We start from the raw sequence: 26,693 nt of genomic DNA, 5'->3' as shown, positions 1-26,693 counted from the left end.
AGCCCGGCGGATCCTGCTCGTATTTTAAGCCGTTCCTTTGTAGCCTTCGTACAAAATGGAGCCTTGGGTGGCAGAGCCGTATGCTCGTTCAATGGCATCGCCCACTCCGCCGCGCGGAACATCCCTGCCCATTCCGGATCCGGCGACGGTAGACCGGCTGCGGACACAGATCGGCGCGCTTTCGACGGCCACCCTGAAACAATTGGATTCTTCCCTTCCCTGGTACCGCAATCTGCGTCCCGACGAGCGGTCCGCGCTTGGCCTGGTCGCCCAGAAGGGCATCGCATCCTTCGTCAACTGGTATCAGAAGCCGGTCTCCCCTGCCTGGGTCCTCAGTGATGTATTCGGGACTGCCCCCACCGAACTCACGCGTTCCATCAGTCTCCAGAAAGCTCTCCAGCTCATTCGCGTCGTCGTGCAGGTAGTGGAGGATCAGGTTCCTGACCTTGCCGCGGACGCCGACCAGTGGCCGCTTCGGGAGGCCGTGCTCAGGTACTCCCGAGAGGTCGCTTTTGCGGCAGCCGATGTCTATGCCCGGGCGGCCGAAACGCGCGGTTCATGGGATACGCGGCTTGAAGCGTTGGTGGTGGACGCCATTCTGCGGGGAGAAAGCTCCGACGCACTGCGCTCCCGGATCGCTGCGGTGGGCTGGAAGTCCCAGGCACCGATCACGGTCATGGTTGGCAGCTCTCCCGCTGAACCGAACGCCATGTTCCTTAATGAGCTACGCCGCACAACAGGCCGGCTGGCGGAAGACACCCTGGTAGGTATCCAGGGGGATCGCCTCATCCTTGTCCTCGGAGGCGTCCAGGACCGCGATAACTCCTATTCCAGGCTGAGCGAGCTTTTCGGACCGGGCCCAGTAGTCTATGGGCCTGAATCAGCTTCCCTCGTTGCCGCCAGCGGTTCCGCCCAGGCCGCCTTCGCGGGGCTCACGGCCGCGCGCGCGTGGCCGTCGGCCCCACGTCCGGTAGCTGCCGACGATCTATGGCCGGAACGCGTCATTTCCGGCGACGAAACGGCCCGCAAGGCGCTGCTGCGAAACATCTACCGCCCTCTTGCCAGTGCGCAGAACGGTCTTGAGGAGACGCTCTCGGCGTACATCGCCCTCGGACATTCCCTGGAAGCTACCTCCCGCGAACTGTTCGTCCATGCCAATACGGTGCGTTACCGCCTGCGGCGCGTGTGCGACATCACGGGGTGGGATCCGCTGCTTCCACGCGAGGCTTTTGTTCTCCAGACGGCCCTCGTCATCGGCCGTCTCTCTCCGCCGCCCAGAGGTGCAGCGGAGCGTCCGTCGACACGAATGGATCGGACGGCATCGTTGTAGACTTCCTACAAAGTGGCTCGGGGAGCTTCGTGCACCCGAACACCCTGCTTCTGACCGCCCATTTGGAAAGCTTGATACGTGCTTGCAATTCTCTGCCCTGGACAAGGCTCCCAGTCCCCCGGATTCCTCAATCCCTGGCTCGATCTCCCGGGTGTACGCGAGCATCTGGCGGCTCTCAGCGAATCCGCCGGTGTCGACCTGGTGCGGCACGGCACTGTTTCTGACGAAGAAACCATCCGGGATACGGCAGTGGCACAACCGCTCATCGTTGCTGCTGGCCTGGTCGCTGTCCGTGTGCTTCTCGGTACTACACCGTTGACCTCCGCCACAGTCGTGGCCGGGCACTCGGTGGGTGAATTGACCGCCTCCGCCGTCGCGGGCGCACTGACCGAGCAGGACGCAGTCGCGCTGGTACGCACCCGTGCGCAATCAATGGCGGCGGCAGCCGCCGCCACGCCGACCGGTATGAGCGCTGTTCTGGGCGGGGAGCCCGCCGATGTCGCTGACACTTTGCAACGGCACGGACTTACCGCTGCGAACGCCAATGGCGGCGGCCAGATTGTTGCGGCCGGCACACTCGATCAGCTGGCTTCACTTGCTGCCGACCCGCCACAGAGAGCGCGCGTAATCCCACTCAAGGTGGCGGGTGCCTTCCATACCCACCACATGGCTCCCGCGGTAGAAGCCCTTGAAGCTCTTCGGCCCTCACTTTCACCCACGGCTCCCCTCGCCACGCTGCTTTCCAACTACGACGGCGAACCAGTCGCCTCCGGGGAGCTGAACCTTGATAGCCTGATCGCGCAGATCTCCCGTCCCGTTCGATGGGACCTGTGCATGCAGCGGCTTCAGGACATGGGCGTCTCGGGAGTGCTTGAGCTTCCGCCCGCGGGTACGCTGACAGGGCTGGCGAAACGCGGGATGCGCGGCACAGCCAGCCTCGCAGTCAAAACGCCTGAGGACATCGACAACGCGCGGGACTTTATGGAAGAGCATTCGCGCACCGCTCCCCCGGCGGACGCCCCCATCGTCAAAGGAAACGCGTGACTACACCTACCCTCAAACAGTCCACACTGCGCGAGCACACCCGCATTCACGGCCTGGGCATCTACCGTCCCGAGGTAATTGTCACAAACGAGGACATCTGCCAGTGGATCGATTCGTCCGACGAATGGATCCGTCAACGAACGGGGATCGTCACGCGTCACCGGGCTGACAAGGACACCAGTGTCATCGATATGGGAGAAGCAGCAGCGCGGGCCGCTCTCACGGATGCAGGTATCGAAGCCTCGCAGCTGGGCGCTGTGCTGGTCTCGACCGTCACACATCCGTACGCAACCCCGTCCGCAGCCGCGCAACTGGCTGACCGCCTGGGGGCTACCCCTGCGCCGGCGTATGACATCTCGGCGGCCTGCGCCGGTTACTGCTACGGCATTGCCCAGGCCGATGCTCTGGTGCACGCGGGAACTGCCGATTACGTACTCGTGGTTGGCGTGGAGAAGCTCTCCGATTTCATTGACAACACGGAACGCACTATTTCCTTCCTGCTTGGTGATGGAGCCGGAGCAGTTGTCATTGGTCCCTCGGACTCGCCCGGCATCGGCCCTTCTGTATGGGGCTCGGACGGCAGCAAGCACGAATCGATTCGTATGACGCATTCGCTGCTCGATGTGCGTGAACTCTCTTCTGCGGCGCTTTCGGGCGGCCCGGAAGCGCTGGCCTCAGCCGCGGAATCCGCAATCTGGCCCACCATGCGCCAGGACGGCCCGACCGTTTTCCGGTGGGCGGTCTGGGAAATGGCGAAAGTGGCGCAGCAGGCGCTCGACGCCGCCGGAATCCGAGCAGAGGACCTCGTTGCCTTCGTCCCGCACCAGGCGAACATCCGGATCATTGACGAGATGGTGAAACAGTTGGGACTGCCCGAGCATGTGGCTGTCGCTCGGGATATTGTCGATGCCGGCAACACCTCCGCTGCTTCGATTCCCCTTGCAATGCATCGCCTGTTGTCCGAGAACCCAGACCTTAGCGGAGGTCTTGCCCTGCAGATTGGGTTCGGGGCCGGGCTCGTCTTTGGAGCCCAGGTGGTTGTGCTCCCGTAGTTTTCCACTTCAGCCCGCACCGTGCGGTCTGATCGAATCGATCCGGATACACCGGACTCAAAGAAAAGGAGCCATCATGGCTAGCAACGAAGAGATCCTCGCAGGACTGGCAGAAATCGTCAACGAAGAGACCGGTTTGGCGCCCGAGTCCGTGGAGACGGACAAGTCCTTCACCGACGACCTGGACATTGACTCAATTTCCATGATGACCATCGTTGTCAACGCCGAGGAGAAGTTCGGCGTGCGCATTCCGGACGAGGAAGTCAAGAACCTCAAGACCGTCGGCGATGCAGTGAATTTCATCGCCAACGCACAGTCCTAGTGGCGTGCGGCGGTGGCTTCCTGAAGTCGCCATCGCCGCCTCATCAGGCACATTTTCCACACGGAAACAACGACGCATCAGAGAGTGAACCATGGCACGCAAAGTAGTCATCACCGGCTTGGGCGCCACCACCCCCATCGGCGGCGATGTTCCCACCATGTGGGCAAACGCGCTGAAGGGCGTCTCCGGCGCGCGCACCATCGAGGCCGACTGGGTCGCCGAGTACGAGCTACCGGTCACTTTCGCCGCCCAGGTTTCGACTCCGGCAAGCGAAGTCCTTTCCCGCGTGGAGGCCAAGCGAATGGACCCCTCCACCCAGTTCGCGGTCATTGCTGCGCGTGAAGCATGGCGCGACTCCGGGATCGAAGAGGTTGACCACGATCGCTTCGCCGTGGCTTTCGCTACCGGAATCGGAGGCGTGTGGACCCTCCTGGATGCTTGGGATACCCTCCGGGCCAAGGGACCGCGGCGAGTCCTGCCGATGACGGTTCCCATGCTCATGCCCAACGGCCCGGCAGCAGCAGTCAGTCTTGATTTGGGGGCCCGCGCGGGGGCACATACTCCCGTGTCCGCGTGCGCATCCGGAACCGAAGCCCTTCATCAGGGACTTGAACTGATCCGGTCCGGAAAAGCCGACGTGGTCATGTGCGGTGGCGCGGAAGCCGCTATCCACCCGATGCCGATTGCGGCGTTTGCTTCCATGCAGGCTCTGTCTCGCCGCAATGATGATCCCGAGCACGCCTCCCGCCCCTATGATGTGGACCGCGACGGCTTTGTCATGGGCGAGGGCGCAGGAGCATTGCTACTCGAGGCGGAGGAGCATGCTCTTGCGCGCGGCGCAAAAATCTATGGGGAACTGGCGGGAACATCCGTCACCGCGGATGCGTATCACATCACTGCGCCGGATCCCGGGGGGCTCGGTGCTACCCGGGCTCTGAAGGCAGCGATGTTCGACGCGCGTGTTCAGCCGTCCGATATTGTGCATGTCAATGCACACGCCACATCCACGCCTGTCGGGGACCAGCCGGAGTATGTCGCCCTCAAGACCGCGCTGGGCAACCAGGTGGAGTCAGTGGCTGTTTCGGCTACCAAGTCGCAGACAGGGCACCTGCTTGGAGCATCCGGTGCTGTTGAGGCGGTTATGACCGTGCTCGCCGTCTATGAGCGACGGGCACCGGTTACCATCAACCTCGAGAACCAGGACCCGCAGATTCCGCTGGACGTGGTCACCTCCGCACGCGATCTGCCCTCGGGTGATGTCGTGGCGCTCAGCAACTCCTTTGGTTTCGGCGGCCACAATGCGGTCATCGTGGTGAAGAACGTCTAACCTGCGGGAAGTGACGCAGAGCAGGAATGCGGCCCGGGTACCAACTGGTACCCGGGCCGCATTGCCTCGAAGCGCAAGCGAATCAGTTAGCCGACTTGATGCAGCCAGCGGACTGGAGCTCCCTCTCCGGCATGCCGGAACGGTTCCAGTTCCTCATCCCATGATTCACCCAGTGCAAGCGAAAGTTCGTGGTAGACGGCCGCCGGATCACCGGCACCAGCCTCGTATGCATACCTGATGCGATCTTCGGTGACCATGACATTGCCGTGGACATCGGTGGTCGCGTGGAAGATGCCCAACTCCGGGGTATGCGACCAGCGGCCGCCGTCAGCGCCGGCGCTCTGCTCTTCGGTTACCTCGTAACGGAGGTGCGCCCACCCCCGCAGGGCAGAAGCCAGCTTAGCCCCGGACCCTTGCGCCGCAACCCAGGAGAGTTCCGCGCGGAACATTCCGGGCGCAGCAGGCTGCGGAGACCACTGCAAATCCACGCGCTGGTCAATGACCGATCCGACGGCCCACTCGATATGAGGGCACAACGCAGAAGGGGCTGAGTGTAGATACAAAACACCGCGCGCCATCACAACAGACATTCCATCCTCCATAGCTGTAGGTACGTCTTCCCCAACGACCTTCAGTTACAGGTGGTAGCGCCTGAGTTGCAGCGTGGCGATGATTTTCAGTGACGTTTCACTGGGGCTCTCAGTCCACGAGTATTGAACTAGCATCATTCTGCCCTATGAAAGCGAACGGCGCCACTGTACTTACCTCCGCAGTATCCATAGCGCGCCATGGGAAAAATTGCCTGCGGTCATGCCCGAGGGTGAGCCTGCTCGTAACTTCGGCGAAGCCGGTCTACTGAGACATGGGTATACAACTGAGTGGTTGCCAGGCTTTGGTGCCCGAGAAGTTCCTGCACTGCTCGTAAATCCGCGCCGCCGTCGAGCAGATGGGTAGCGGCCGTATGCCGCAGAGCGTGCGGGCCTCTGGCGCCGGTGCCATCGACCGACGCGAGCAATCTTTCCACGATGGACCGGGCCTGACGCTGGTCGAGGCGGCGCCCCCTTGGTCCGAGGAACAGAGCGGTCCCGCTGTCGGGACCGATCCAGAGCCTTCTTCCGCGTGTGAGCCAGTCGTTGAGTGCGTGAGCCGCCGGCACGCCATACGGCACGGTGCGCTCCTTGTTGCCCTTGCCGAGCACACGGACAGTGCGTCGATCGTGGTCGAGGTCGTCGATGTCCAGGCCAACCAATTCACCGACACGGATGCCGGACCCGTACAGCAACTCAAGCACAGCACGGGAGCGTAGCGCTGCGGGGTCGCCTTCCAGCGCCGCCTCTAGCGTGGATGCCAGCAAGGGCTGCAGCTGGGATTCCGACAGGACGTCAGGTAGACCGTTCTGACGGCGAGGCGCTTTCAGCCGGAGTGCGGGGTTGTCTTGCAAGTAACCTTCACGGGTAGCCCAGGCGAGAAAATTGCGGACCGTTGCTGCACGGCGGGCAATGGTTGCCCTGGAGAGCCCGTGCTGATCGAGTGAACCAAGCCATGCCCGCAGGCAACTCAAATCCACCTCCGTGAGATCCGCGATACCCCGCTCGGCCGCGAAAGATGCAAATTCCGCAAGGTCTCCCCGGTAAGCGCGCACAGTGTGGATTGAACGATTCCGCTCCCTGGAGAGGTAGCCGATGAATCCCTCCGCTTCACGGGTGAAAGGAGGTGGAAGGCTATCTCCAGAGAGTCCGCTCATGGCCTCCCTCTCCGTTCTGTCTGTGACGTGCTCCGTCTGCGACGCATGATCCAGCGGGTTCAGTCTGCGCCAGGATGCGTCGGCTCTCAAGGAGGCTCTCCGCCGCGGAGTGCAATTGCCCAGAACAAAGAAGCGGCGCTGCTGGTTGCTCCGTTACCTTCGCGGCAGGAATTCAGGCGGCCGCTCCGGCTGCAACCGTAGCTTCCAGTTCGAGCAGCGCACGTTTGACGGCGACGCCCGCCGCATAGCCTGTGATTGCTCCGCCGGCGCCCACTACACGATGCCCTGGTATGACCAGGGACAACGGATTGGCGCGTACCGCAGCACCAACTGCCCGCCCCATCAGTTCATTGCCCAGACCTTCTGCGATGTCTTTGTAGGTGCGGGTTTCTCCGTACGGAATATCAGCAACGGCTCCCCAGACGGCACGCTGGAACTCCGTCCCGGCGGGCAGACCATACGACAAAGGCTCGGCAACGGTTCCACTGAAGTACCCGCGAAGCCAGTCACTCGTCCTAAGGAACACCTCGGACGCAGCTTCTTCATTGATGGCGGGCGGCTCCTCCGGAGCAGGTTTCAAGGAAGAGCGGTGCTGGGAGTCCGCCTGGATGGGCAATCCAAGCAGAACCGGAGAGGGCTCCGGCGAATGATACTCGTGGTAGACCCCAACGAGCGAGTCGTTCCCGGCCACGAGGACCAGTCCCCCGATCGGACTGTCGATGATCGTGAAGATGTTCATGGTTGTTTCCTCTCTTGATGATTCATTACTGCAGGGTTGCGATGCTTTGCGGCGGGAATCGCTGACGATTCACCGGGAGCGCTTCCGCCATCCGCCGTCGTCAGTTCGCTGGGCGAGCCCGTCGGTCTCCAGGCGGCCGAGCCCCGCAAGAACGCCGGGAACACTGAGACCGGCGACCGTCGCAAGCTTGTCCACTGTTGAGGACGAGCGAACCGGGAGAGCGTCCAGAAGCAGCAGGTCCTCGACCACCAGTCCGTCGTGCAGCGCCGGCTTGTCCTCACGTTTTTCCTCAAGCTCGGCGAGCAGGGGGCCAGTCAGCTCCGCCACCTCCGCGGCGTCTGTGACACAGATGGCGCTACCCTCCCGGAGGAGCCGATGACATCCAGCTGAATTGACGGAATGGACAGAACCGGGCACCGCTCCGACCGAGCGGCCCAGGCCGGCCGCGTGATGAGCTGTGCTGAGCGCTCCCGAACGCCATCGTGCCTCGACCACCACTGTGACCGAGCTGAGCGCAGCGATGATCCGATTCCGTTGGAGGAACCTGTAACGCGTGGGCGAGGACCCCGGTGGGACCTCCGACACGAGCAGTCCCTCACGAGCTACTTCACGCAGCAGATCCTCATTTCCGGCGGGGTAGTATCGGTCGATGCCGCAGGCAAGGACGCTCAGGGTCGGCAGCGGGTGATCCTCCCGTGCTGCCTTCAGCGCTCCACGGTGAGCTCGCGCGTCAATCCCATAGGCACCCCCGGAAACGACGGTGTACCCGCGCGCGACAAGACCGGCTGCCAGATCTCCGGTCACCTCCAATCCGTAACTGGTGCTGTCCCGTGACCCGACGACCGCCACTACGCGTTCCTGCGAAGGGATCGGCGCGGGGTTGTCTCCGCGTACCCACAGGCACATTGGTTCTTCAAGCTGAAGATCCGCGAGGGCTTTCGGCCACCAGTCCGACTCGGGGATGAGCAGGGTGCCTCCAAATCTGCGAACCGTTTCCAGATCCCTGAGGGGTGCGAGTGCGCCGACGCGAGTTTGCCAGCGGGCGATCGCCTGGATGAGGACATCCGTCCTCACCCGGTGTCCGCTTGCGTCCAGCACCTCGAGGAACGCGCGGTGTACCTGGGGACCACACGTTGTCGCGCCCGTGGCAATCTGCAGTGCTTCCACGGGTCCTGCCGCGGCCACGAGGGCCAGACCGACATTGTCCAATGGTTCGAGGAGCCGAGCCAGTGCGGCGCGGGCAATCTGCTCGTCGCTCCACACGGAGCCGGTCATGCCGGCTCCTCCTGGGTTCGAAAGAGCAGTGCCGTGGTGACGTCGTCTGCATTGGGCGAGGACCTTCCCGCCAAATCAGCGATTGTCCACGCAACGCGGAGCACACGGTCATAGCCACGCTTGGTGATGGCTGCCTTCTCTATCTTCTTATCCACCGAGACAGTCGCCTTTCGGGTGAGCCGGAGGTCGTTGTGCAGCAGTGGCGCGGGAACTTCCGCGTTGGTCGAAAGCTCCCACTTGCTGAGCCGCTCGTGTTGAGCGGCTCGAGCAGCCGCAACGCGTGTGGCCACCGCAGCGGATGAATCCGCTGTGGCTGTGCCGGAGAAATCCTGCAGGGCGACCCGGTGTACAGCCAATTGCAGGTCGACGCGGTCGAGGAGCGGAGCGGACATGCGGTCGAAGTAGCGCCGGCGTTGCTGAGCTGAGCAGTTGCAGCCGATTCCCTTACCTGTAGCTTGTCCGCAGGGGCAGGGATTTGCGGCGAGAATCAGCTGAAAGCGTGCCGGATAGGTGGCAGTTCCTGCCGCGCGGTGGAGGACCAGTTCGCCGCTCTCCAGCGGTTCGCGAAGCGCATCCAGAATGCGGCGCTGGTATTCCGGTGCTTCGTCAAGAAACAGAACCCCGCGATGGGCGCGGGAGGCCGCACCCGGACGGGGTATGCCGCTGCCTCCACCGATGATCGATGCCGCGCTGGCGGTGTGATGCGGACTTTCGAACGGCGGCCGCCGTTGCAGCTCCCGACAGAATTCACTGCTGCCCAGGGAATGTATGGCGGTAACCTCCATAGCCTGCTTGTCGGTGAGGTCCGGGAGGATGCCGGGCATGCGCTCGGCCAGCATGGTCTTCCCGGCTCCTGGCGGGCCCACCATCATCAGGTTGTGTGCTCCGGCGGCAGCCACTTCCACCGCGAAACGAGCCTCGGACTGGCCGGCTACGTCAGACATGTCCTTCGGTATGACTACGGCGCCGGGCTGGTCTGCCCGCGCTGAAGCCTCGGACAGCTGCGGGGCAGGAAGTTCGACACACGCCGGATCCGCGCCGAACGCCAACGCGACCTCAGCGAGTGAGTCATAACTTCTCACCTCGGCACTCGGGACGAGGGCCGCTTCTGCGGCGTTCCCACTGGAGACGACGACGCTCGTAAAGCCGGCCTCCACGGCAGCCATGACTGCCGGGAGCACTCCACGAATGGGCCGAAGCCTGCCGTCCAGGCCGAGTTCGGAAAGAAACACGGTTCGCCCACAATTGCGCACATCCCCCGCCGCTGCCAAAGCGGACATGACGATTGCGAGATCGAAACCTGAGCCTCGCTTCGGCAACGACGCCGGAACCAGGTTGACTGTGATCTTCCGGCGGGTGAGGGGCAGGCCGGCATTGCGCGCCGCTGCACGAATTCGCTCTCTGGCTTCAGACAGTGAAGCATCCGGGAGCCCGAGCAGAACGAAAGCTGGAAGTGTCTGACCAATATCAGACTCAACTTCAACGATGTAGCCGTTCAATCCCACCAGGGAAACAGCATAGGAGCGGCCGAGCGGCATCAGCTCACCGCCCGCAGGTGCTCGATGACCGGTTCTTCCACGCCGCCATCCACGATCGCTACGGCGTCCACCCGGAAGCCGGAGAACCGGAGGTCGTGTGCCCGCGCCCAGCGCGATGCCAGAAGATACAGCCGTTCCAGTTTGCCCGGGGTGATTGCCTCTAACGGATGACCGTATGCCTCAGAGGACCTGGTCTTGACCTCAACAACCACCAGAGTGGCGCCGTCCACCGCTACAAGGTCAATTTCGCCGAGCGTACAGCGCCAGTTGCGATCAATAATCCGCAGCCCTGCGTCCTCAAGATAGCGCGCCGCGAGGGCTTCTCCCCGTTTGCCGAGCTCGTCCTTGTGTCTCATGAAAACACCTCCGGTACCAGCGTGGATCAACTGACTACCGGTGGCGCTCGGCTACATTCCTATGTGGGCAACTGCACTAAACCTGCCCGGTTGTGGAGCAGGAGTCAGGCCCCCAGTGATCCGTCCTTCGGAAGTGGGATGTCATCGGTCTTGGCCAGCTCCTCGACGTTTACGTCCTTGAACGTGATGACACGCACGGTCTTGACGAACCGGGCCGAGCGGTAAACGTCCCACACCCATGCGTCATTCAGCGTGAGATCGAAGTAGATTTCCCCCTCCGCCGAACGGGCCTGAAGGTCAACGTGGTTAGCAAGGTAGAACCGGCGCTCCGTTTCGACCACGTAGTTGAAGAGGCTGACGACATCGCGGTACTCACGGTAGAGCTGCAATTCCATGTCGGTTTCGTAGTTTTCGAGATCTTCGGCACTCATGACCCCATCATCTCCCAATATCGCCGGCAGCCACGCCGGGACCCGCAATAGCGGTGCCAAGACGCCACGTCCGACGATGTTCGACGCATGGACCCAGCCCGTCAATCGCGGCGCGGTGAGCAGACGTTGCATATCCCTTGTTGACGTCCCAGCCGTACCCCGGATAATCCTGCGCGAAGTCGATCATCAGCCGATCCCGTTCCACCTTGGCAAGGACACTCGCAGCAGCGACGCTCAAGCACTGCAGGTCGGCTTTGATCCGGGTGTGCACAGGGGCATCGCAACTGACTTCGGAAGAAGTTTCTGCGTCACCAAAAAGTGATCCCTGTGAAACAGGCGCCAGCCAGTTGTGGTTTCCGTCCAGGATGACGGCGTCCGGGCGTACTTCGCGTATCACCTGCGACCAGGCGCGGTTGCCTGCGGCGCGGAGCGCCGCCATAAGACCCGTAGCGTCGATCTCCGCAGCTGTAGCATGCCCAACCCCGTATGAGGCCGCCCAGCGTTGGATCTTTGGCACCAGCGCTTCGCGGTCAGGCGCACTCAGAAGCTTGCTGTCCCGCACCCCCCGCAGGCCTTTCACAGTCGTCAGGTCGACCACCACCAGGCCAACAGTCACCGGCCCGGCCAGTGCGCCTCGCCCCACTTCGTCGCAGCCGGCGAGGAAGCGGTGGCCCTCGGCCAGGAAGGAGCGTTCGTAGCGCAGCGTTGGAGCCTTTCCGGTCACGGCGCCGACTGTTCCCGCCCGGTGCTGCTCTGGGGTGCCTCAGGAACGTCAGCGAACACGTCGGGGTAGTTTCCCAGGAAGCCCATTCGGTCCAGCGGCCATGCAATCACGGAAGCCTTACCTTCGATGTCATCCACATCGATGAAACCACCACCGGGCTTGTCCGTGTTGGCTCGTGAATCCGCCGAAGCGTTCCGATGATCACCCATGACCCAGATCTTTCCTTCAGGCACTGTGACGTCGAACGGCACGTCCGACGGGCTGGCACCCGGGAACAGGTACGGCTCGTCTAGGGCTTCCCCGTTGACCGTGATCCTTCCTTCGGCATCGCAGCAGATTACACGGTCACCCTCCAGACCGATGACACGCTTGACGAGATGCTGTTGGGACTCATCGGGCACGAGGCCGACGAAGATGAGCGCATCCTTGAACCAGTTGCTGTCCGTCGTTCCAGCCGCAGGTTCGGGCAGCCAGCCCTGGGTATCGCGAAAGACGACGATGTCGCCGCGCTTGAGCTCGAAAGGCTCAGGCACAAGCTGGTTCACAAAGATGCGATCGTCGATTTCAAGGGTGTTTTCCATCGACCCTGACGGAATGAAGAACGCGCGAAAGAGGAACGTCTTGATGAGGAACGAAAGCAGCAAAGCAACTGCGACGATGATGAGTACTTCCTTCGCCCAGCTGCCGAGGCTGCGGGCGGCTGACCCACCGGAAGCAACCTCTTTGTCCGGGGAGGTGGAACGGGAAGTCTCTGCGGGGTCTCCCGCGCCGTCGTTCGGCGCCCCCGAGTGGGCTTTAGCCATTATTTGCTGTTCCTCTGCTGTGCGTTCGGAGAAAGTCGGGCCGACGATGAAGAATCCGCAGGGCGCGGTATTGCGGTGAAACGGTCGAAAGGCCACAGCACGTGGGTTGCACGGCCAATAACCCGTTCCTGGGAGACAAGCCCGCCGCCTGGTGCGCCCAACAGCCCGCGCGAGTCAAAGGACTCCGAACGGTGATCACCCATGAGCCATAATTTACCCTCTGGAACTGCGACCTCGAACTGCGTATCACTCGGCTCGTCCATGGGGAAAACGTAAGGCTCCGCAATGGCGTTCCCGTTGACGGACAGTCGCCCTGCAGAATCGCAGCACACCACGGTATCTCCACTCGTGCCGATCACACGCTTCACGTAGTTTGTCCCGGAGACGCCGACACCGAAGAAGTGCGCTGCATCCGATATTGCCTGCTGGAGTCCGCCCTCGCCTAGCGGTGCGAACGATCCCCTGCCGTCAAAGACGACGACGTCGCCTCGCTTGATATCGCCGAAGACGTAGTCGGTTTTTGAAACCAGGACACGATCATTTTCTTCGAGCAGCGGCTCCATTGAACCGGAGGGTATGTAGAAGATATCGGCGAGCAGTGCCCTGACGGCGACTACGGCAACACAGACGAAAGCCACGGCACAAAAGGCGAAGCGCCGGCCCGTGATACCGGGCCAGCGCTTCGGCGGCTGCCTGGAGGGCTTCCGTCCGTCGGAAAATTCAGGCATAGACAGGAAGAAAGTTACTTGGCGGTCTTTGGATCGCGCTTTTCCTTGATCTTGGCAGCCTTGCCGCGAAGATTGCGCATGTAGTACAGCTTCGCGCGGCGCACGTCACCCTTGCTGACTACCTCGATCTTGTCGATAACCGGGGAGTGCACCGGGAAGGTACGCTCCACGCCGACCCCGAAGCTGACTTTGCGGACCGTGAAGGTTTCACGAACGCCGTCGCCCTGGCGGCCGAGAACGAAGCCCTGGAAGACCTGAACACGCGTGTTCTTGCCTTCAATGATGTTGACGTGAACTTTGAGCGTGTCACCCGCACGGAAGTCGGGAACGTCATTACGCAGCGATGCTGCGTCCACATTGTCGAGAATATGCATGAAATTGCTCCTGGTGAACGCCACAGGTCCCTCACGTTGGTCACAACGACCAAGACCTGCATGCAGGCAGTTGCCGTTGAAGATTAGATACCGTCATGCCCTTTGGCGCATTCCGGAGTGCCATACTGTTGGCTACGCTCCCCCTGTGGCAGGTGCGTACCAGTTGACACAAGCTTCAATTATGCCACAACGACGGGGACAGCCGGAATCCGGCGACTAGTGCGGCGAGGACGTGGCGGCACGTGCCACTTTCCCCTCCACGACGGCGAAACCGTGCATCGTGAGTACGGCGCGGTCTGCCGCGTCCAGGCCTGCCGGGTCGAGCTTCTCGAGGAGGTCCGGCCGTCGCAGCGCCGTCCTGCGCAGCTGCTCGTCACGCCGGTGACGCGCAATGCGCGCATGGTTTCCGCTGAGGAGAACTTCAGGAATATTCAGGTTCCGCCAGGAGGAGGGCTTCGTGTACACCGGGTACTCCAGCAAGCCATCCGAGTGCGATTCTTCGACGAGGGATTCCGGGTTGCCAACAACTCCGGGCAAGAGCCGGGCCACTGCCTCCACTATCGCGAGCACAGCAACCTCGCCGCCGTTCAACACGTAGTCGCCCAGGCTGAGCGGAAGCACGTCGAACGAACCTTCGGCCCAGTCGAGCACCCTCTCGTCGATTCCTTCATAGCGTCCGCAGGCAAACACCAGGTGGTCTTCCTGAGCCAGTGTCGATGCCATCGCTTGAGTGAAGACCGTTCCAGCCGGTGATGGGACGATGAGGACCGGTCGTTTATTTTCCCGCACTGTCTCAAGAGCCTGTGCCCACGGTTCCGGTTTCATCACCATACCGGCCCCACCGCCATACGGTGTGTCATCGACGGTCCGGTGGCGGTCGGTGGTGAAGTCTCGAAGATTATGGACCTCGAGCGTCAGCAGACCGTCATTCCGGGCCTTCCCGATCAGTGAAAGATTGAGTGCTTCCAGGTACTCCGGAAAAATGCTGACGACGTCGATACGCACTAGTTGCGGTCTGCCTTTCCTTCAGCGTTGCCGCCCTCCGCAGAATCGGACTCTGCCTGGTTCGATCCAGGGAGGTTCAGCTCAAGCAGGCCTTCTGGAGGGGTCAGGACAACAAAGCCACCCTCGACATCGACCTCGGGAACAATCTCCTCAACGAACGGCACCAGAATCTCTTCACCATCGGAGCCTTCGATGATGAGCAGGTCCTGGACCATCAGGGTGCGCAGAGCGCTGACCCGGCCGACGACGGCGTCTCCTACACGCACCTCGAGTCCCACCAGCTCGTGCTCATACCAGGCATCGCCGTCGTCGTCTGAAGTGCCACCGGATTCGATGAAGAGCTTCGCACCTCTCAGCAGCTCGGCAGCGTTGCGGTCCGGAACCTCCTCGAATCCGAGGATCAGGATGTCCTTGTTCCAACGGGCGCTGGAACAGGTGAGCGGTCCCTGAGCTTCCGGCTCCACCCGGAAGACGGCGCCGGGCTCGAACCGCTCCTCAGGGGCGTCCGTGAAGAGCTGAACGGTTACTTCACCCCGAATACCGTGGGGCTTTCCAATGCGGGCGACCTGCAGATCCATGGATTCTCCGGTAGGTAGAGAGCGTGTCGAAACAGTAAAAAGTCCGGCCCCAACGCCTTGAGAGTTGGGGCCGGACTTCAGGCATAGGTGCTGCTGATCAGCGGCGGCGATCGGTATCCACGACATCTACCCGCACCGGCTCGCCATCCGCAAGAGCGGAAATGACGGTGCGCAATGCGCGTGCCGTGCGTCCCTGCCGACCGATGACACGGCCGAGGTCTTCCTGATGCACACGAACCTCCAGAGTCTCACCGCGACGGTTCGACTTGGAGGAAACCTGCACATCATCAGGGCTGTCCACGATTCCGCGGACGAGGTGCTCCAGCGCTTCAGCAAGCAACTTACTCAGCCTCGGTAGCTTCAGCCTCAGGCTCGTCGGCCTTCTTGCTCTTCGGCGTGATTGCCTCGGGAACAATGACGGAACCCTTTTCAGGAGCCGTGAAGGTCTCCTTGGGAGCCTTGGTCTTCAAGGTGCCTTCCTGGCCCTCGATACCCTTGAACTTCTGCCAGTCACCGGTGATCTTCAGGATCGCGGCGACCTGCTCGGAAGGCTGTGCGCCCACGCCGAGCCAGTACTGTGCACGATCCGACTTGACCTCGATGAACGAGGGCTCCTCGGTGGGGTGGTACTTGCCGATTTCCTCAATGGCACGGCCATCACGCTTGGCGCGGGAGTCCATGACGACAATGCGGTAGTACGGTGCGCGCATCTTGCCGAAGCGCTTCAGACGAATCTTTACGGCCACTTGTGTGGTCACTCCTTGTTGATCAAAAGGGCGAACTCCGGTTTCTGCACCCGTGGGGCGGGCCATACGTTTGGGAGCTCTGAAGGACACAACGCACGCAGAGAGAGGGGCTGCGCAGATTGGGTACGAATCCATTGTGCCAGAAGTTGATGCTTCCCGGCGACCTGGCACACGTTCAGCTCGCTGAAACCCTGAGCTTGTTTCGCCACGGGTCGTCGAACCGCAGTTCCTGGCCGGTGTGATGGTGCTCGATACCTGCACTTTTCAAGCGCTCAGCCAGTGCCCCGACTTCATCCGCAGTAGGTACGCGGATAAGGACTTCCCCGAGCCCCAGTGTGTCCTTGCGCGGGCCTGCGCCACGACTGTTCCAGACGTTCATCGCCATGTGATGGTGGTAACCTCCGGCGGAGACGAACAGCGCCTGCCCATGCCAGCCGGCAGTGCGCTCGAACCCGAGGGTACTCACATAGAACTGCTCTGCCGTCTGCACATCCCCCACCTGCAGATGGACGTGCCCGACGTCGGCGGCCGCCTGCTGCTGTTTGGTCACCGACTCCTCTGTCAGGTTACTTTCCAGGTATTGCCTCGCAGGAAGTGGAGCATTGTCCATGACGACGGTCCGCTTTCCTTGGCTGATGGTCCAGTCCCAGGTTTCCCGCGGCTTATCGAAATACAGTTCGATCCCGTTGCCTTCGGGATCAGAGAAGTAGAACGCCTCACTGACCAGATGGTCTGCGCTTCCCACGTACCGGCCTTCTGCGGACTGCGCGACATGAGCCGCGGATGCCACGGTTGCGGCAAGATCGGCGCGGTCCCTGAAAAGCAGTGCGGTATGGAACAGCCCCGCTTCAGTAGGATCGGGCAACTTCAAGCCGGCGGCTGGAGCAAGGTGAATCAGCCGTTCGCCGGCTCGTCCCAGGTACAGCCCGCCGTCGGATTCTGCGGTGTCGACCAGGCCAAGTGCGCTCCGGTAGTAGTTCGCCATCCGGTCAAGATCTCCGACCTTCAGCATCACAGTGCCCATTGCAGTATCCGCGGGAAGCAGGTCGTCGGTCATCATGATTCCTCCAAGTGTGTGGTTCACTCGATCCAACTACTTGAAGCTTAAAGTTATTCCCAGCAACACTGTACGGTCAAGCATCAACTCCCAGTTCAGGGCCTTTTTCCGCATGGTCTCGGATGAACCGGCGAAGGATGGTGTTCCCTTCCTCAGTGTCCTGCGGACGATGCCCTCCGCCAACAACGCGATGCACCGCCCCAGTCCCGGCGAGGTACTCAGCGACCTCTTCGTAGAGCGGCTCCCAACCACCGGTCAGGACGAGGGTGGGCACGCCGGGAACTATAGCGAGCGGAGCCGTCCACGGAGGCGCCTGCATCCTGAGACGCCGGGCGCGGTCACGATCTTCGGCGGTGTTCAGGGGCCGGGGTTCAGAACCGAAAACCGCCCGGGCAAACTCCCTGTTGAAGTCCTCATCAGTCAGCTCGGCAGCGCGCATGAAAAGCGGCTCCACCCGCTCCCGGTGTGCTGCTGTTGCCGGCAGTTCTTTGGTAAGGGACAGGCAGGCCGGCTCAGCCAGAACCAGGGACCGGACAAGATCCGGCCTCTCGACGGCCAACATCATTGCCGACACGGCTCCTTGCGACGCCGCTACGAGATGACCGCCTCGCCCCAGTGCCTCCTCGACGATCTGCTGGTCCGCCTCGAAATCTGTCGGGAGCGGAGCAGCAACAGGATCAAACCCATGACGGCGTACAAACAGGCAGTCGAACTCACGTGCCATTCCGTGCTGTCTGGGCCAGGCAGCTGCACCAAAAGTCCCGGCACCATGTACGAAGACAACGCGATCACTTTTCATGACCTCAACCTAGCTGCCGCCTCCGACAAACCCGTCCGGTTGGCGTTCCACCGTCCCGATCGAACTATTTCCCGAGGAACTTCTCGAAACCTTTGGGCAAGTTCAGTGACGAGGGATCGAAGTTTTCCTGCTGGCCGAAAGCGGCACCGGTGGGCACGGATGTGCGCTGACCGTTCCGACGCGCTTCTGCGGCAGCAGCCTCCTGGGCAGCCTTGGCCGGGTTGCCCGAGCGGGGCTTTTTCTTTCCCTTGGCGTTTGCCTTGCCCTTCCGTGCACCGCCATTGAAGCCGCCGGGACCTGGCATACCGGGCATGCCGGGAATGCCGCCACCGGCAGCCATCTTGCGCATCATCTTCTGTGCCTGCCCGAAACGGTCGAGCAGCCCGTTGACCTCAGAGACGTGGACGCCGGAGCCGCGGGCGATGCGGGCGCGCCTCGAGCCGTTGATGATTTTGGGCGCGACCCGCTCATGAGGGGTCATTGAACGCACGATCGCTTCTACGCGGTCAATCTCGCGCTCGTCGAAGTTCTCCAGCTGCTCACGCATGTTCGCGGCGCCCGGCATCATCATGAGCATCTTCTTCATGGAGCCCATATTGCGGATCTGCTGCATTTGCGCAAGGAAGTCATCGAGGGTGAAATCCTCCTGGTCGGCGAATTTCTTCGCCATCCGGGCGGCCTCGTCCTTGTCCCATGCCTTCTCGGCCTGCTCGATCAGGGTGAGGATGTCTCCCATGTCGAGGATGCGGGATGCCATACGGTCCGGATGGAAGACCTCGAAGTCGGTGAGGGCCTCGCCTGTGGAAGCAAACATAACCGGCTTGCCGGTCACCGACGCCACAGAAAGGGCGGCGCCGCCGCGGGCGTCGCCGTCCAGCTTGGTCAGAACCACACCGGTGAAGTTGACGCCCTCGTTGAAGGCCTGTGCGGTATTCACCGCATCCTGGCCGATCATCGCGTCAATAACGAAGAGCACTTCATCCGGGTTGACGGCATCACGGATGTCCGACGCCTGCTGCATGAGCTCGGCATCGATGCCGAGACGGCCGGCGGTGTCGACAATGACGATGTCGTGGAGCTTGGTTCGTGCCTCGGCGACGCCCTGTCGGGCAACATCCACAGGATTGCCGGTCGACGCCTCGAATTCGGAACTCACACCGGGATGTGGAGCGAACACGGGAACGCCTGCGCGCTGCCCGTTGACCTGCAGCTGCTTGACCGCGTTGGGACGCTGGAGATCACAGGCAACCAGCAGAGGACTATGGCCCTGGCCCTTGAGCCACTTGGCGAGCTTGCCCGCCAAGGTGGTTTTGCCGGCACCCTGAAGACCGGCAAGCATGATGACCGTGGGCGGGTTCTTGGCGAGTCGAAGGCGTCGGGTCTCGCCGCCGAGGATGCCCACCAGCTCCTCGTTCACAATCTTGACGATCTGCTGTCCGGGGTTGAGGGCCTGTGAGACCTCAAGACCAAGGGCGCGTTCCTTGACCTGCGCTGTGAAGGCGCGAACCACCGGCACAGCAACGTCCGCGTCAAGCAGGGCGCGACGGATTTCGCGAACCGTTGCGTCGACGTCTGCCTCCGACAGCCGGCCCTTTCCGCGCAGGTTCTTGAAGGTCGCTGTCAACCGGTCTGAAAGTGAATTGAACACGGTGCGTGAACTGCTTTCCTCGAACTCAAGTGGATTCAACTATCTAGGGTAGCAACTGGGTTCGCTCCAACAGGCAGCAGACAGCTACCCCCTTGCAGTGGCAGGGTGTTAAGGGTGACTACTCATGCGATTGACGAACAGGCTTCCGGACACCAATTCCAGGGGCAGGCCATCAAGACGTTGCTGATCCTCGGCGCCTCTGGCGACCTCACCGGCCGCCTGCTGTTGCCCGGGCTGGCGCGGCTAGTGAGACACGGGAAAGCCGAAGGGATAACCCTGGTCGGAGCCGGCTCGGACGCCTGGAGCACTGAGGATTGGCAGGAGCGCCTCGCCACGTCCTTCGCCGCTGCATCGCCGGATACCGGTACCCGCAACGATGACGGCGCCCTTGAACAGATCTGCGCGGGCAGTACTTATCATCAGGTTGATGTCACAGCGGAGGGTTCACTGGCAGAGCTGATTGCCGGCCTCCAGCCGCCGGTCGCGATCTATTTCGCACTGCCGCCGGCCGTCAGCGAGAAGGCCTGCGCCACACTCGAACCTGAGGACCTCCCGGACGGATCACGCCTGGTGATGGAGAAACCGTTCGGCACCGACAGGGAATCGGCAACCCGATTGAACACGATTCTGGGCCGGTTGGTGCCTGAAGACCACATCCACCGGGTGGACCATTTCCTCGGTAAGGCGACGGTGCTGAACATCCTTGGACTGCGGTTCGCGAACCGCCTGCTGGAACCGGTGTGGAACAGCCTCCACATCGATTCGGTAGACATTGTCTTCGACGAGAAGCTGACGCTCGAAAACCGTGCGCGCTATTACGACGGCGCTGGTGCGTTGAAGGATATGATCCAAAGCCACCTGCTGCAGGTGATGGCTCTCATCGCAATGAATGCGCCCTCGACGCTGCACGAGCGGGACCTGAGGGACCATATCGGAACCGTGCTGAGGGCCAGCTCGGTGCACCCGGATTTCCGTTCCAGTACCCGACGCGCCCGCTACACCGCGGGAAGCATCGACGGGCGCGAGGTTCCAAATTATGTGGATGAGAGCGGCGTCGATCCCTCCCGTGGCACCGAGACGCTCGCCGAAATTGTAGTGTCAATCAACAACGAGCGGTGGGCGGGAGTTCCATTCCGCTTGCGGTCAGGGAAGTCCCTCGGCCGGACCCGCAAGGAAGCAGTGATCACCTTCAAGCCGGTTAACCACCTTCCGGACGGCTTCACAGGAGTGGACTCCCCTACGCGGCTGCGCATCGGCTTCGGTCCGGACACCCTTGAGTTGGACCTTGATGTGAACGGTCCCGGCGACGTGTTCTGCCTGGACCGGGCAACCCTGCAGGCGGAACTGAATGCCTCGGAACTCCTGCCCTACGGTGAAGTTCTTGACGGCGTGCTGTCCGGTGACCCCACGCTGTCCGTACGCGGCGACACGGCTGAGGATTGCTGGCGCATCGTGGAACCGGTGCTGGAGGCCTGGAAAGCAAACGATGTACCGATGGACGAATATCCAGCGGGATCGGCCGGTCCGTCGAACTGGAGCACAGCCGAAGTGGGAGGCGAAAAATAGTGCAGCTATGGCGGGATAGGCCGATCCCATCCCGCCACAGCTGCACAAAACATCCTTGGAACGCTAGAGCGCCGCTTCCCCGCGTTCGCCCGTACGGACGCGGACGGCATCTTCCACCGGGAGGACCCACACCTTCCCGTCGCCAGCCCGGCCCGTGTTTGCTGTTGAGACCAGCACGTCCACGATGTCGGTGACCGAGGCGTCCGACACGAGCACCTCTACGCGGGCTTTCTGGAGGAGGTCGACGGTGTACTCCGCTCCCCTGTAAACCTCCGTGTGCCCGCGCTGGCGGCCGTAACCGCTCGCCTGGCTGACGGTAAGGCCCTGAACGCCGTAGTTCTCCAGGGCTCCCCTCACGCTGTCCAGTTTGTCCGGACGAACAATGGCAGTAACCAGTTTCATGACGTCACCTTCTGCTGGCCGGGATCGGCAACGGAGACCTTGGCAGTTGCGTGGAATGGGTGGAACTGTCCTCCAACGCCGAGCCCTCCGAATTCGTAGGCAGTTTCTGCGTGTTCGGAAAGGTCGACGCCGGAGACTTCGTTGTCTGCAGTAACCCGGAATCCGATGGTCTTGTGGATCGCCAGCCCGATCACGGCCGTCATCACCGCAGACAGCGTTACGGCTACCAGGACAGAGACGATCTGCGCGACAAGCTGACCGCTGCCGCCGCCATAAAACAACCCGCCGCCTTCGCCGTCGACAGGCAGGGCAATGAAGCCGATCGCGATGGTTCCCAGGGTGCCCGCCACCAGGTGCACTGCGACCACATCGAGTGAGTCATCAAAGCCGAGCTTGTACTTCAAACCGACTGCCAGCGCACACACGGCACCCGATACCAGACCCAGCCCGACCGCTCCGATGGGACTGACACTTGCACAGGCCGGCGTGATGGCAACGAGGCCGGCGACGATGCCCGAGGCTGCTCCGAGGGATGTGGGCCGGCCGTCGCGGAAACGCTCGAGGACGAGCCAGCCGACCATTGCTGCTGCGGGCGCGGCCATGGTGTTGACCCAGATCAGCCCTGCTTCTTCGGCAGTACTTGCGGCACCGCCGTTGAAACCGAACCAGCCGAACCACAGCAGGGCGGCGCCAAGCATGACCAGCGGGACGTTGTGCGGCCGGTGTGCCGGGTCCTTGCCGAATCCCTGCCGCTTGCCGAGGATGATGGCCAGTACCAGTGCCGCGACGCCGGCGCTGATGTGGACGACGGTGCCGCCCGCGAAGTCAATGGCCTCACCGACGGTGCTTCCGATAGCACCCTCGGCACTGAGCAGTCCGCCGCCCCAGACCATGAAGGCCAGCGGGCAGTAGACCGCTGTGACCCAGATGGGCACGAAGAGCGACCAGGCGCCGAACTTGGCGCGGTCCGCGATTGCGCCGCTGATCAGGGCCACCGTGATGATCGCAAACGTAACGCCGTAGCCTGCGCCGATCATGTCCTCTGTTCCGATGAGGCCCTCAAGCCCGAAGGAGGAAAACGGATTCCCGAAGAGCTGGGCAACGCCGTCGCCCCCCGTCATCGAGTAGCCCCACAGCACCCAGACGATACCCACCAGTCCGACGGCGATGAAGCTCATCATCATCATGTTCAGTGCTGCTTTGGCACGGGTCATGCCGCCGTAGAAAAATGCCAGTCCGGGGGTCATCAGCAATACCAGGGCGGCGGAAACCATGACCCAGACGTGACCTGCTGTCAGATCCATCGTTACGTCCTCTCGCGAGTGGCGGGCACTTCCCGCTGCAGAGAAGTCTTGCAACGACGTGTTTCAGCACGTTGGGAACTGTGTTGCCGGGAGGTTACGCCGGACGCACTGACGTAAAGAGTGCGTGTCCCCGGTGTTTCCGCCGTGTTTCGCGGGTGGAGCGGAACCTTGAACCGCCGTCCTTGGGTCAGTTCAGGAGCGCGTCGACAAATTCCTCGGCTTCGAACGGCGCGAGGTCATCAGCGCCCTCACCCAGACCGATCAGCTTGACCGGTACCCCCAGCGAGCGCTGGATTGCGACGACGATGCCGCCCTTGGCGGTACCGTCCAGTTTGGTCAGGACGATTCCCGTGATGTTGACAACCTCTGAGAACACCTTGGCCTGGTTCAGACCGTTCTGACCGGTAGTGGCGTCAAGAACGAGCAGCACCTCGTCGACGGTGCCCTGCTTCTCAATGACGCGCTTGACTTTGCCGAGTTCGTCCATCAAGCCAACCTTGTTCTGCAGGCGGCCGGCGGTATCGATCATGACGACGTCGACCTCACCTTCGATTCCAGCCTTGACCGCCTCAAAGGCCACGGAGGCAGGATCTGCGCCGTCGACATCTGATTTCACCGTGGGCACCCCGACCCGCTGTCCCCAGGTGGCCAGCTGCTCCGCAGCGGCTGCGCGAAAGGTGTCTGCTGCACCGAGCAGCACGTCCTTGTCCTCTGCCACGAGCACACGGGCGAGCTTGCCGACCGTGGTGGTCTTTCCCACGCCGTTCACTCCGACAACCATCACAATGGCGGGGCGGTCAGCGTGGCGGTCGGTGGCAAGCGACCGGTCCATCGTGGGGTCAACGAGCTTGATCAGCTCCTCCCGGAGCATCCCCTTGACCTCCTCCGGACTGCGGCTGCCCGCGATTTTCACGCGTTCGCGAAGAGCATCGACAAGTTCGGTGGTCGGTTCAGTTCCGAGGTCCGCCAGGAGCAGCGTTTCCTCGATCTCGTCCCAGACGTCCTCATCGATGCGGTCGCGGGACAACAGCGCCAGAAGTCCCTTACCGAGCGCATTGTTGGACTTCGCCAGTCTGGCGCGCAGTCTGGCCAGGCGGCCCTGCACAGGATCTGGAGTCTCGACCGGTACGGTCTCGACGCCGGTGGGGGTGTCCTCAAGATCCCTGAGGTCATCAGGCACGACGACGTCCGGCCCGGTATCGAGGCCGGAGGGCCTCTCCAGAGTGTCGGTTCCGACGCCGCGTGCGGCGGTACCGCCGTCGTCATCCGGGTCCCGCGTGGTGGAGTAGGTACCCGGCGGGGTGCGGCGGGAACGCACCAACAGGGCTGCAAGCGAACCCAGAACAGCCAGGGCGACGACTATGTAAATAACTATCGGGAGGATCTCGTTCACGCTTCCAAGCTTCTCACACGGCCGCCCGGCAGTTGGGGCGCGCAGAAACTGGGAGAATCATGAATCGTGGTTGCTTTCAGAAACTTTCCCCGGCGCACGAAACCCGGCTCCGCCGCTGAAGAACGCCCGCGCCTGCCGCGCGAGATCAAGGTACTCATCGCCGCGGCCTTCGTCATCGCGATCGGCTTCGGGCTCGTTGCGCCGGTGCTCCCGCAGTTCGCCCAGAGCTTCGGCGTGGAGGCGACAGCGGCTGCCGTGATCGTCAGCGCCTTCGCGTTCACCCGGCTTGTCTTTGCGCCCGCCGGCGGCAAGTTGGTCGAACGCCTCGGTGAGCGTCCGGTGTATGTGGCCGGCCTGCTGATTGTCGCGCTGTCGACGGCGGCATGCGCGTTCGCAGCTGACTACGGGCAGTTGCTGGTCTTCCGCGGCCTTGGCGGCATCGGCTCGACCATGTTCACAATCTCGGCGATGGGTCTCATTGTCCGTATTGCGCCGGCTGGGATGCGGGGACGGGTGACGGGCGCCTATGCCTCGGCGTTTCTCCTCGGAAGCATTGCCGGCCCGTTCCTGGGCGGATTGCTGGCCGGGTTCGGCCTGAGGGTTCCGTTTCTTGTGTATGCGGGCGCGCTGCTGATTGCGGCCGCCGTCGTCTTCTTCCAGCTCAAGGACTCCACGCTGGGCACCCGCACGGCAGCTGCCGCCCAGCCGGCCCTCACCGTGCGAAAAGCCGTCCGGGATTCGGCGTACCGGGCCGCGCTCGTGTCCGGCTTCGCAAACGGTTGGGCGTCCTTCGGCGTGCGCATGGCGCTCGTGCCGCTGTTCGCAGCGGCAGTGCTCGGAGCAGGCCCGGAGGTGGCCGGAATCGCCCTCGCCTTCTTCGCCGGCGGGACTGCACTCGCTCTGACAGTCTCCGGCAGGCTGGCCGATTCACTCGGCCGGAAACCGCTCGTACTCACCGGATTGGCCGTCAACGGCGCCGCGATGGCATGCCTTGGCCTCACCACGGATGTGACGACATTCCTCGCCGTCTCAGTGGTCGCGGGCATCGGCGCAGGCATCCTCAACCCGGCACAGCAGGCGGCTGTCGCCGACGTCATCGGCAACGACAGGAGCGGCGGCAAGGTGCTGGCCGCCTTCCAGATGAGCACCGATACCGGAGCCATCTTCGGGCCGATCCTGGCCGGGCTGCTCGTCGATGCCTTCTCCTACGGCTGGGCCTTCGGGCTCACCGGCGTGACGGCCCTGGCCGCTTTCCTGATGTGGACGGCGGCACGCGAGACGCTGGTCGATACGGACCTGTCCGTCAGGCGTCCACCAGCCGCTGGCTGATCACCGTAGACACGCCATCGCCGCGCATCGTCACGCCGTAGAGCGCGTCCGCCACCTCCATGGTGCGTTTCTGGTGGGTGATGACGATGAGCTGGCTTGACTCCCGCAGTTCCTCGAAGATGGTGATGAGCCGGCCAAGGTTGGTGTCATCGAGTGCCGCCTCCACCTCGTCCATCACATAGAACGGGGAGGGGCGGGCCTTGAAGATCGCCACCAGGAGTGCGACGGCGGTGAGTGACCTTTCGCCGCCGGACAGCAGTGAGAGCCTCTTGATCTTCTTGCCCGCCGGCCTCGCCTCGACCTCGATGCCAGTGGTCAGCATGTCCTCCGGATCGGTCAGGACCAACCGGCCCTCGCCGCCTGGGAACAAACGACCGAACACGCGCTCGAACTGCTCCGCAGTGTCCCGGTAGGCGGCGGTGAACACCTGTTCCACGCGCTCGTCGACCTCGCGGATGATGTCCAGCAAGTCCTTACGGGTGGCTTTGAGGTCCTCCAGCTGGGTGCTGAGGAACTGGTGACGCTCCTCGAGCGCCGCAAACTCCTCCAGCGCCAGCGGATTCACCTTGCCGAGCGCCGAAAGATCCCGCTCGGCCCGCTTGAGGCGCTTCTCCTGCTCTCCGCGGACATACGGCACGCCCTCACGGATGGCATTGCCGTCGTCGTCCACGGCCACGTGCAGCTCCGCCCACTTGTCCGCCGGCTGCGCGGGGGCCGGAACGGGTTGGTCCGGTCCGAATTCGGCGACCAGGTGATCCGCAGTGAGCCCCAGCTCATCGATAGCCCGGTTCTGAAGTGCCTCGATCCTCAGCCGCTGCTGGGCGCGGGCCAATTCATCCCGGTGCACGGAATCGGTCAACTCCGCCAGCTCTTCCATCAGCGACTCGTTGCGAGCGCGGACTCCGGCGAGCTCGGCCTCCCACGCGGACCGTACCTCGTCAGCAGCGTTCCGGGCGCGGCCGGCACGGTTGACTGAGACGTCGAGGAAGGCCACGGCCTGGTGCGCGGCCTTTCCTACGGCGGCTGCCTTGGCGCTCTGGAGCCGGCGGATCCTGGCCCGCTCCGCTGCCTGTTCCCGT

The 26,693-nt window shown here is 62.7% G+C and carries 29 protein-coding genes; 7 read left to right on the top strand and 22 right to left on the bottom strand.

All coding sequences use genetic code 11. The features are described from left to right. The first annotated feature begins 91 nt into the window (after window positions 1-91). From P4U43_RS02150 to fabF, 5 genes are all read left to right on the top strand, one after another. Window positions 92-1,330, top strand: a complete 1,239-nt coding sequence (locus P4U43_RS02150) for a PucR family transcriptional regulator (RefSeq protein WP_277357253.1) — start codon at window positions 92-94, stop codon at window positions 1,328-1,330. A 78-nt stretch (window positions 1,331-1,408) separates the two neighbouring features. Further along, complete coding sequence (locus tag P4U43_RS02145; RefSeq protein WP_277357252.1) at window positions 1,409-2,374, top strand: ACP S-malonyltransferase; 966 nt, start codon at window positions 1,409-1,411, stop codon at window positions 2,372-2,374. Next, on the top strand, window positions 2,371-3,426 hold the full coding sequence (locus P4U43_RS02140; RefSeq protein WP_277357251.1) for a beta-ketoacyl-ACP synthase III: 1,056 nt from the start codon (window positions 2,371-2,373) through the stop codon (window positions 3,424-3,426). Before P4U43_RS02145 ends, P4U43_RS02140 begins: the two co-directional genes overlap by 4 nt. Before the next feature lie 76 nt (window positions 3,427-3,502). After that, window positions 3,503-3,748 carry an acyl carrier protein gene (locus P4U43_RS02135; protein ID WP_056548330.1) on the top strand — a complete coding sequence of 82 codons (246 nt, stop codon included), beginning with the start codon at window positions 3,503-3,505 and terminating at the stop codon, window positions 3,746-3,748. Between the two features lie 91 nt (window positions 3,749-3,839). Further along, a complete protein-coding gene (fabF, locus tag P4U43_RS02130) occupies window positions 3,840-5,075 on the top strand; it encodes a beta-ketoacyl-ACP synthase II (RefSeq protein ID WP_056548327.1) in 1,236 nt (411 codons plus the stop codon). 86 nt (window positions 5,076-5,161) lie between these two features. On the opposite strand, the gene P4U43_RS02125 is transcribed toward fabF, so the two are convergent. The 18 genes from P4U43_RS02125 to ffh form a co-directional block, all read right to left on the bottom strand. Next, window positions 5,162-5,665, bottom strand: coding sequence for a DUF3145 domain-containing protein (locus P4U43_RS02125; RefSeq protein ID WP_056548325.1), 504 nt, complete (start codon window positions 5,663-5,665; stop codon window positions 5,162-5,164). Between the two features lie 218 nt (window positions 5,666-5,883). Continuing rightward, entirely contained in the window at window positions 5,884-6,819 is a 936-nt protein-coding gene (locus tag P4U43_RS02120; RefSeq protein ID WP_277357250.1) for a tyrosine recombinase XerC, read from the bottom strand. 172 nt (window positions 6,820-6,991) lie between these two features. Further along, window positions 6,992-7,558 (bottom strand): methylated-DNA--[protein]-cysteine S-methyltransferase, encoded by a 567-nt coding sequence (locus P4U43_RS02115; protein ID WP_277357249.1) that lies wholly within the window; start codon window positions 7,556-7,558, stop codon window positions 6,992-6,994. 69 nt (window positions 7,559-7,627) lie between these two features. Beyond that, entirely contained in the window at window positions 7,628-8,833 is a 1,206-nt protein-coding gene (gene dprA, locus P4U43_RS02110) for a DNA-processing protein DprA (protein ID WP_277357248.1), read from the bottom strand. After that, complete coding sequence (locus P4U43_RS02105; RefSeq protein WP_277357247.1) at window positions 8,830-10,371, bottom strand: YifB family Mg chelatase-like AAA ATPase; 1,542 nt, start codon at window positions 10,369-10,371, stop codon at window positions 8,830-8,832. The genes dprA and P4U43_RS02105 overlap by 4 nt, the downstream gene beginning before the upstream one ends. Further along, the gene (locus tag P4U43_RS02100; RefSeq protein WP_056548318.1) at window positions 10,371-10,727 is read right to left on the bottom strand and encodes a YraN family protein; all 357 of its coding nucleotides are present in this window, start codon (window positions 10,725-10,727) and stop codon (window positions 10,371-10,373) included. The genes P4U43_RS02105 and P4U43_RS02100 overlap by 1 nt, the downstream gene beginning before the upstream one ends. A gap of 104 nt (window positions 10,728-10,831) precedes the next feature. After that, window positions 10,832-11,158, bottom strand: a complete 327-nt coding sequence (locus tag P4U43_RS02095) for a DUF2469 domain-containing protein (RefSeq protein ID WP_056548317.1) — start codon at window positions 11,156-11,158, stop codon at window positions 10,832-10,834. Window positions 11,159-11,165: 7 nt separating this feature from the next. Then, window positions 11,166-11,882, bottom strand: a complete 717-nt coding sequence (locus tag P4U43_RS02090) for a ribonuclease HII (RefSeq protein WP_277357246.1) — start codon at window positions 11,880-11,882, stop codon at window positions 11,166-11,168. Continuing rightward, window positions 11,879-12,685 carry a signal peptidase I gene (lepB, locus tag P4U43_RS02085; protein ID WP_277357245.1) on the bottom strand — a complete coding sequence of 269 codons (807 nt, stop codon included), beginning with the start codon at window positions 12,683-12,685 and terminating at the stop codon, window positions 11,879-11,881. The genes P4U43_RS02090 and lepB (P4U43_RS02085) overlap by 4 nt, the downstream gene beginning before the upstream one ends. Continuing rightward, window positions 12,685-13,323 (bottom strand): signal peptidase I, encoded by a 639-nt coding sequence (gene lepB, locus P4U43_RS02080; protein WP_277357244.1) that lies wholly within the window; start codon window positions 13,321-13,323, stop codon window positions 12,685-12,687. The genes lepB (P4U43_RS02085) and lepB (P4U43_RS02080) overlap by 1 nt, the downstream gene beginning before the upstream one ends. Before the next feature lie 104 nt (window positions 13,324-13,427). Further along, window positions 13,428-13,787, bottom strand: coding sequence for a 50S ribosomal protein L19 (rplS, locus tag P4U43_RS02075; RefSeq protein WP_056548310.1), 360 nt, complete (start codon window positions 13,785-13,787; stop codon window positions 13,428-13,430). Between the two features lie 216 nt (window positions 13,788-14,003). After that, complete coding sequence (trmD, locus tag P4U43_RS02070; protein WP_277357243.1) at window positions 14,004-14,792, bottom strand: tRNA (guanosine(37)-N1)-methyltransferase TrmD; 789 nt, start codon at window positions 14,790-14,792, stop codon at window positions 14,004-14,006. Next, complete coding sequence (gene rimM / locus P4U43_RS02065) at window positions 14,792-15,370, bottom strand: ribosome maturation factor RimM (RefSeq protein ID WP_277357242.1); 579 nt, start codon at window positions 15,368-15,370, stop codon at window positions 14,792-14,794. Before rimM ends, trmD begins: the two co-directional genes overlap by 1 nt. Before the next feature lie 97 nt (window positions 15,371-15,467). Further along, complete coding sequence (locus P4U43_RS02060) at window positions 15,468-15,710, bottom strand: RNA-binding protein (protein ID WP_026543804.1); 243 nt, start codon at window positions 15,708-15,710, stop codon at window positions 15,468-15,470. A 1-nt stretch (window position 15,711) separates the two neighbouring features. Beyond that, window positions 15,712-16,116, bottom strand: coding sequence for a 30S ribosomal protein S16 (rpsP, locus tag P4U43_RS02055; protein ID WP_056548307.1), 405 nt, complete (start codon window positions 16,114-16,116; stop codon window positions 15,712-15,714). 175 nt (window positions 16,117-16,291) lie between these two features. After that, on the bottom strand, window positions 16,292-17,176 hold the full coding sequence (locus tag P4U43_RS02050) for a VOC family protein (RefSeq protein ID WP_277357241.1): 885 nt from the start codon (window positions 17,174-17,176) through the stop codon (window positions 16,292-16,294). 73 nt (window positions 17,177-17,249) lie between these two features. Beyond that, window positions 17,250-17,972 carry an alpha/beta fold hydrolase gene (locus P4U43_RS02045; RefSeq protein ID WP_277357240.1) on the bottom strand — a complete coding sequence of 241 codons (723 nt, stop codon included), beginning with the start codon at window positions 17,970-17,972 and terminating at the stop codon, window positions 17,250-17,252. 64 nt (window positions 17,973-18,036) lie between these two features. After that, window positions 18,037-19,620 (bottom strand): signal recognition particle protein, encoded by a 1,584-nt coding sequence (ffh, locus tag P4U43_RS02040; protein WP_277357350.1) that lies wholly within the window; start codon window positions 19,618-19,620, stop codon window positions 18,037-18,039. A 114-nt stretch (window positions 19,621-19,734) separates the two neighbouring features. On the opposite strand from ffh, the gene P4U43_RS02035 reads away from it, so the two are divergent. Further along, on the top strand, window positions 19,735-21,186 hold the full coding sequence (locus P4U43_RS02035; RefSeq protein ID WP_277357239.1) for a glucose-6-phosphate dehydrogenase: 1,452 nt from the start codon (window positions 19,735-19,737) through the stop codon (window positions 21,184-21,186). Between the two features lie 63 nt (window positions 21,187-21,249). On the opposite strand, the gene P4U43_RS02030 is transcribed toward P4U43_RS02035, so the two are convergent. The 3 genes from P4U43_RS02030 to ftsY form a co-directional block, all read right to left on the bottom strand. Further along, the gene (locus P4U43_RS02030; RefSeq protein WP_277357238.1) at window positions 21,250-21,588 is read right to left on the bottom strand and encodes a P-II family nitrogen regulator; all 339 of its coding nucleotides are present in this window, start codon (window positions 21,586-21,588) and stop codon (window positions 21,250-21,252) included. Continuing rightward, window positions 21,585-22,892, bottom strand: a complete 1,308-nt coding sequence (locus P4U43_RS02025; RefSeq protein ID WP_056548300.1) for an ammonium transporter — start codon at window positions 22,890-22,892, stop codon at window positions 21,585-21,587. The genes P4U43_RS02030 and P4U43_RS02025 overlap by 4 nt, the downstream gene beginning before the upstream one ends. 187 nt (window positions 22,893-23,079) lie before the next feature. Continuing rightward, complete coding sequence (ftsY, locus tag P4U43_RS02020) at window positions 23,080-24,285, bottom strand: signal recognition particle-docking protein FtsY (RefSeq protein WP_277357237.1); 1,206 nt, start codon at window positions 24,283-24,285, stop codon at window positions 23,080-23,082. A 66-nt stretch (window positions 24,286-24,351) separates the two neighbouring features. Between ftsY and P4U43_RS02015 the strand changes: the two genes are divergently transcribed. Continuing rightward, window positions 24,352-25,614, top strand: coding sequence for an MFS transporter (locus P4U43_RS02015; RefSeq protein ID WP_404800683.1), 1,263 nt, complete (start codon window positions 24,352-24,354; stop codon window positions 25,612-25,614). On the opposite strand, the gene P4U43_RS02010 is transcribed toward P4U43_RS02015, so the two are convergent. Further along, window positions 25,589-26,693: AAA family ATPase (locus P4U43_RS02010; RefSeq protein WP_277357236.1), on the bottom strand; the 1,105-nt coding region annotated here is incomplete at its 5' end. The two genes, P4U43_RS02015 and P4U43_RS02010, sit on opposite strands and share 26 nt — an antisense overlap.

Origin of the sequence: Arthrobacter vasquezii, from assembly GCF_029455255.1 — a bacterium.
Lineage (GTDB): Bacteria > Actinomycetota > Actinomycetes > Actinomycetales > Micrococcaceae > Arthrobacter_D > Arthrobacter_D parietis.
Note: the sequence above shows the minus strand (reverse complement) of the source record. Positions and strands in the feature narration are given on the sequence as shown.

What these genes read in the sequence shown, in the direction of transcription:
- P4U43_RS02025 (WP_056548300.1), bottom strand. Translation starts at nt 22,892, where the DNA reads ATGGATCTGACAGCAGGTCACGTCTGGGTCATGGTTTCCGCCGCCCTG.
- P4U43_RS02125 (WP_056548325.1), bottom strand. Translation starts at nt 5,665, where the DNA reads ATGTCTGTTGTGATGGCGCGCGGTGTTTTGTATCTACACTCAGCCCCT.
- P4U43_RS02050 (WP_277357241.1), bottom strand. Translation starts at nt 17,176, where the DNA reads ATGATGACCGACGACCTGCTTCCCGCGGATACTGCAATGGGCACTGTG.
- P4U43_RS02105 (WP_277357247.1), bottom strand. Translation starts at nt 10,371, where the DNA reads ATGCCGCTCGGCCGCTCCTATGCTGTTTCCCTGGTGGGATTGAACGGC.
- P4U43_RS02030 (WP_277357238.1), bottom strand. Translation starts at nt 21,588, where the DNA reads ATGAAACTGGTTACTGCCATTGTTCGTCCGGACAAACTGGACAGCGTG.
- fabF (WP_056548327.1), top strand. Translation starts at nt 3,840, where the DNA reads ATGGCACGCAAAGTAGTCATCACCGGCTTGGGCGCCACCACCCCCATC.
- P4U43_RS02150 (WP_277357253.1), top strand. Translation starts at nt 92, where the DNA reads ATGGCATCGCCCACTCCGCCGCGCGGAACATCCCTGCCCATTCCGGAT.
- P4U43_RS02045 (WP_277357240.1), bottom strand. Translation starts at nt 17,972, where the DNA reads ATGAAAAGTGATCGCGTTGTCTTCGTACATGGTGCCGGGACTTTTGGT.
- lepB (WP_277357245.1), bottom strand. Translation starts at nt 12,685, where the DNA reads ATGGCTAAAGCCCACTCGGGGGCGCCGAACGACGGCGCGGGAGACCCC.
- P4U43_RS02135 (WP_056548330.1), top strand. Translation starts at nt 3,503, where the DNA reads ATGGCTAGCAACGAAGAGATCCTCGCAGGACTGGCAGAAATCGTCAAC.
- rimM (WP_277357242.1), bottom strand. Translation starts at nt 15,370, where the DNA reads ATGGATCTGCAGGTCGCCCGCATTGGAAAGCCCCACGGTATTCGGGGT.
- P4U43_RS02120 (WP_277357250.1), bottom strand. Translation starts at nt 6,819, where the DNA reads ATGAGCGGACTCTCTGGAGATAGCCTTCCACCTCCTTTCACCCGTGAA.
- P4U43_RS02100 (WP_056548318.1), bottom strand. Translation starts at nt 10,727, where the DNA reads ATGAGACACAAGGACGAGCTCGGCAAACGGGGAGAAGCCCTCGCGGCG.
- dprA (WP_277357248.1), bottom strand. Translation starts at nt 8,833, where the DNA reads ATGACCGGCTCCGTGTGGAGCGACGAGCAGATTGCCCGCGCCGCACTG.
- P4U43_RS02115 (WP_277357249.1), bottom strand. Translation starts at nt 7,558, where the DNA reads ATGAACATCTTCACGATCATCGACAGTCCGATCGGGGGACTGGTCCTC.
- P4U43_RS02095 (WP_056548317.1), bottom strand. Translation starts at nt 11,158, where the DNA reads ATGAGTGCCGAAGATCTCGAAAACTACGAAACCGACATGGAATTGCAG.
- rplS (WP_056548310.1), bottom strand. Translation starts at nt 13,787, where the DNA reads ATGCATATTCTCGACAATGTGGACGCAGCATCGCTGCGTAATGACGTT.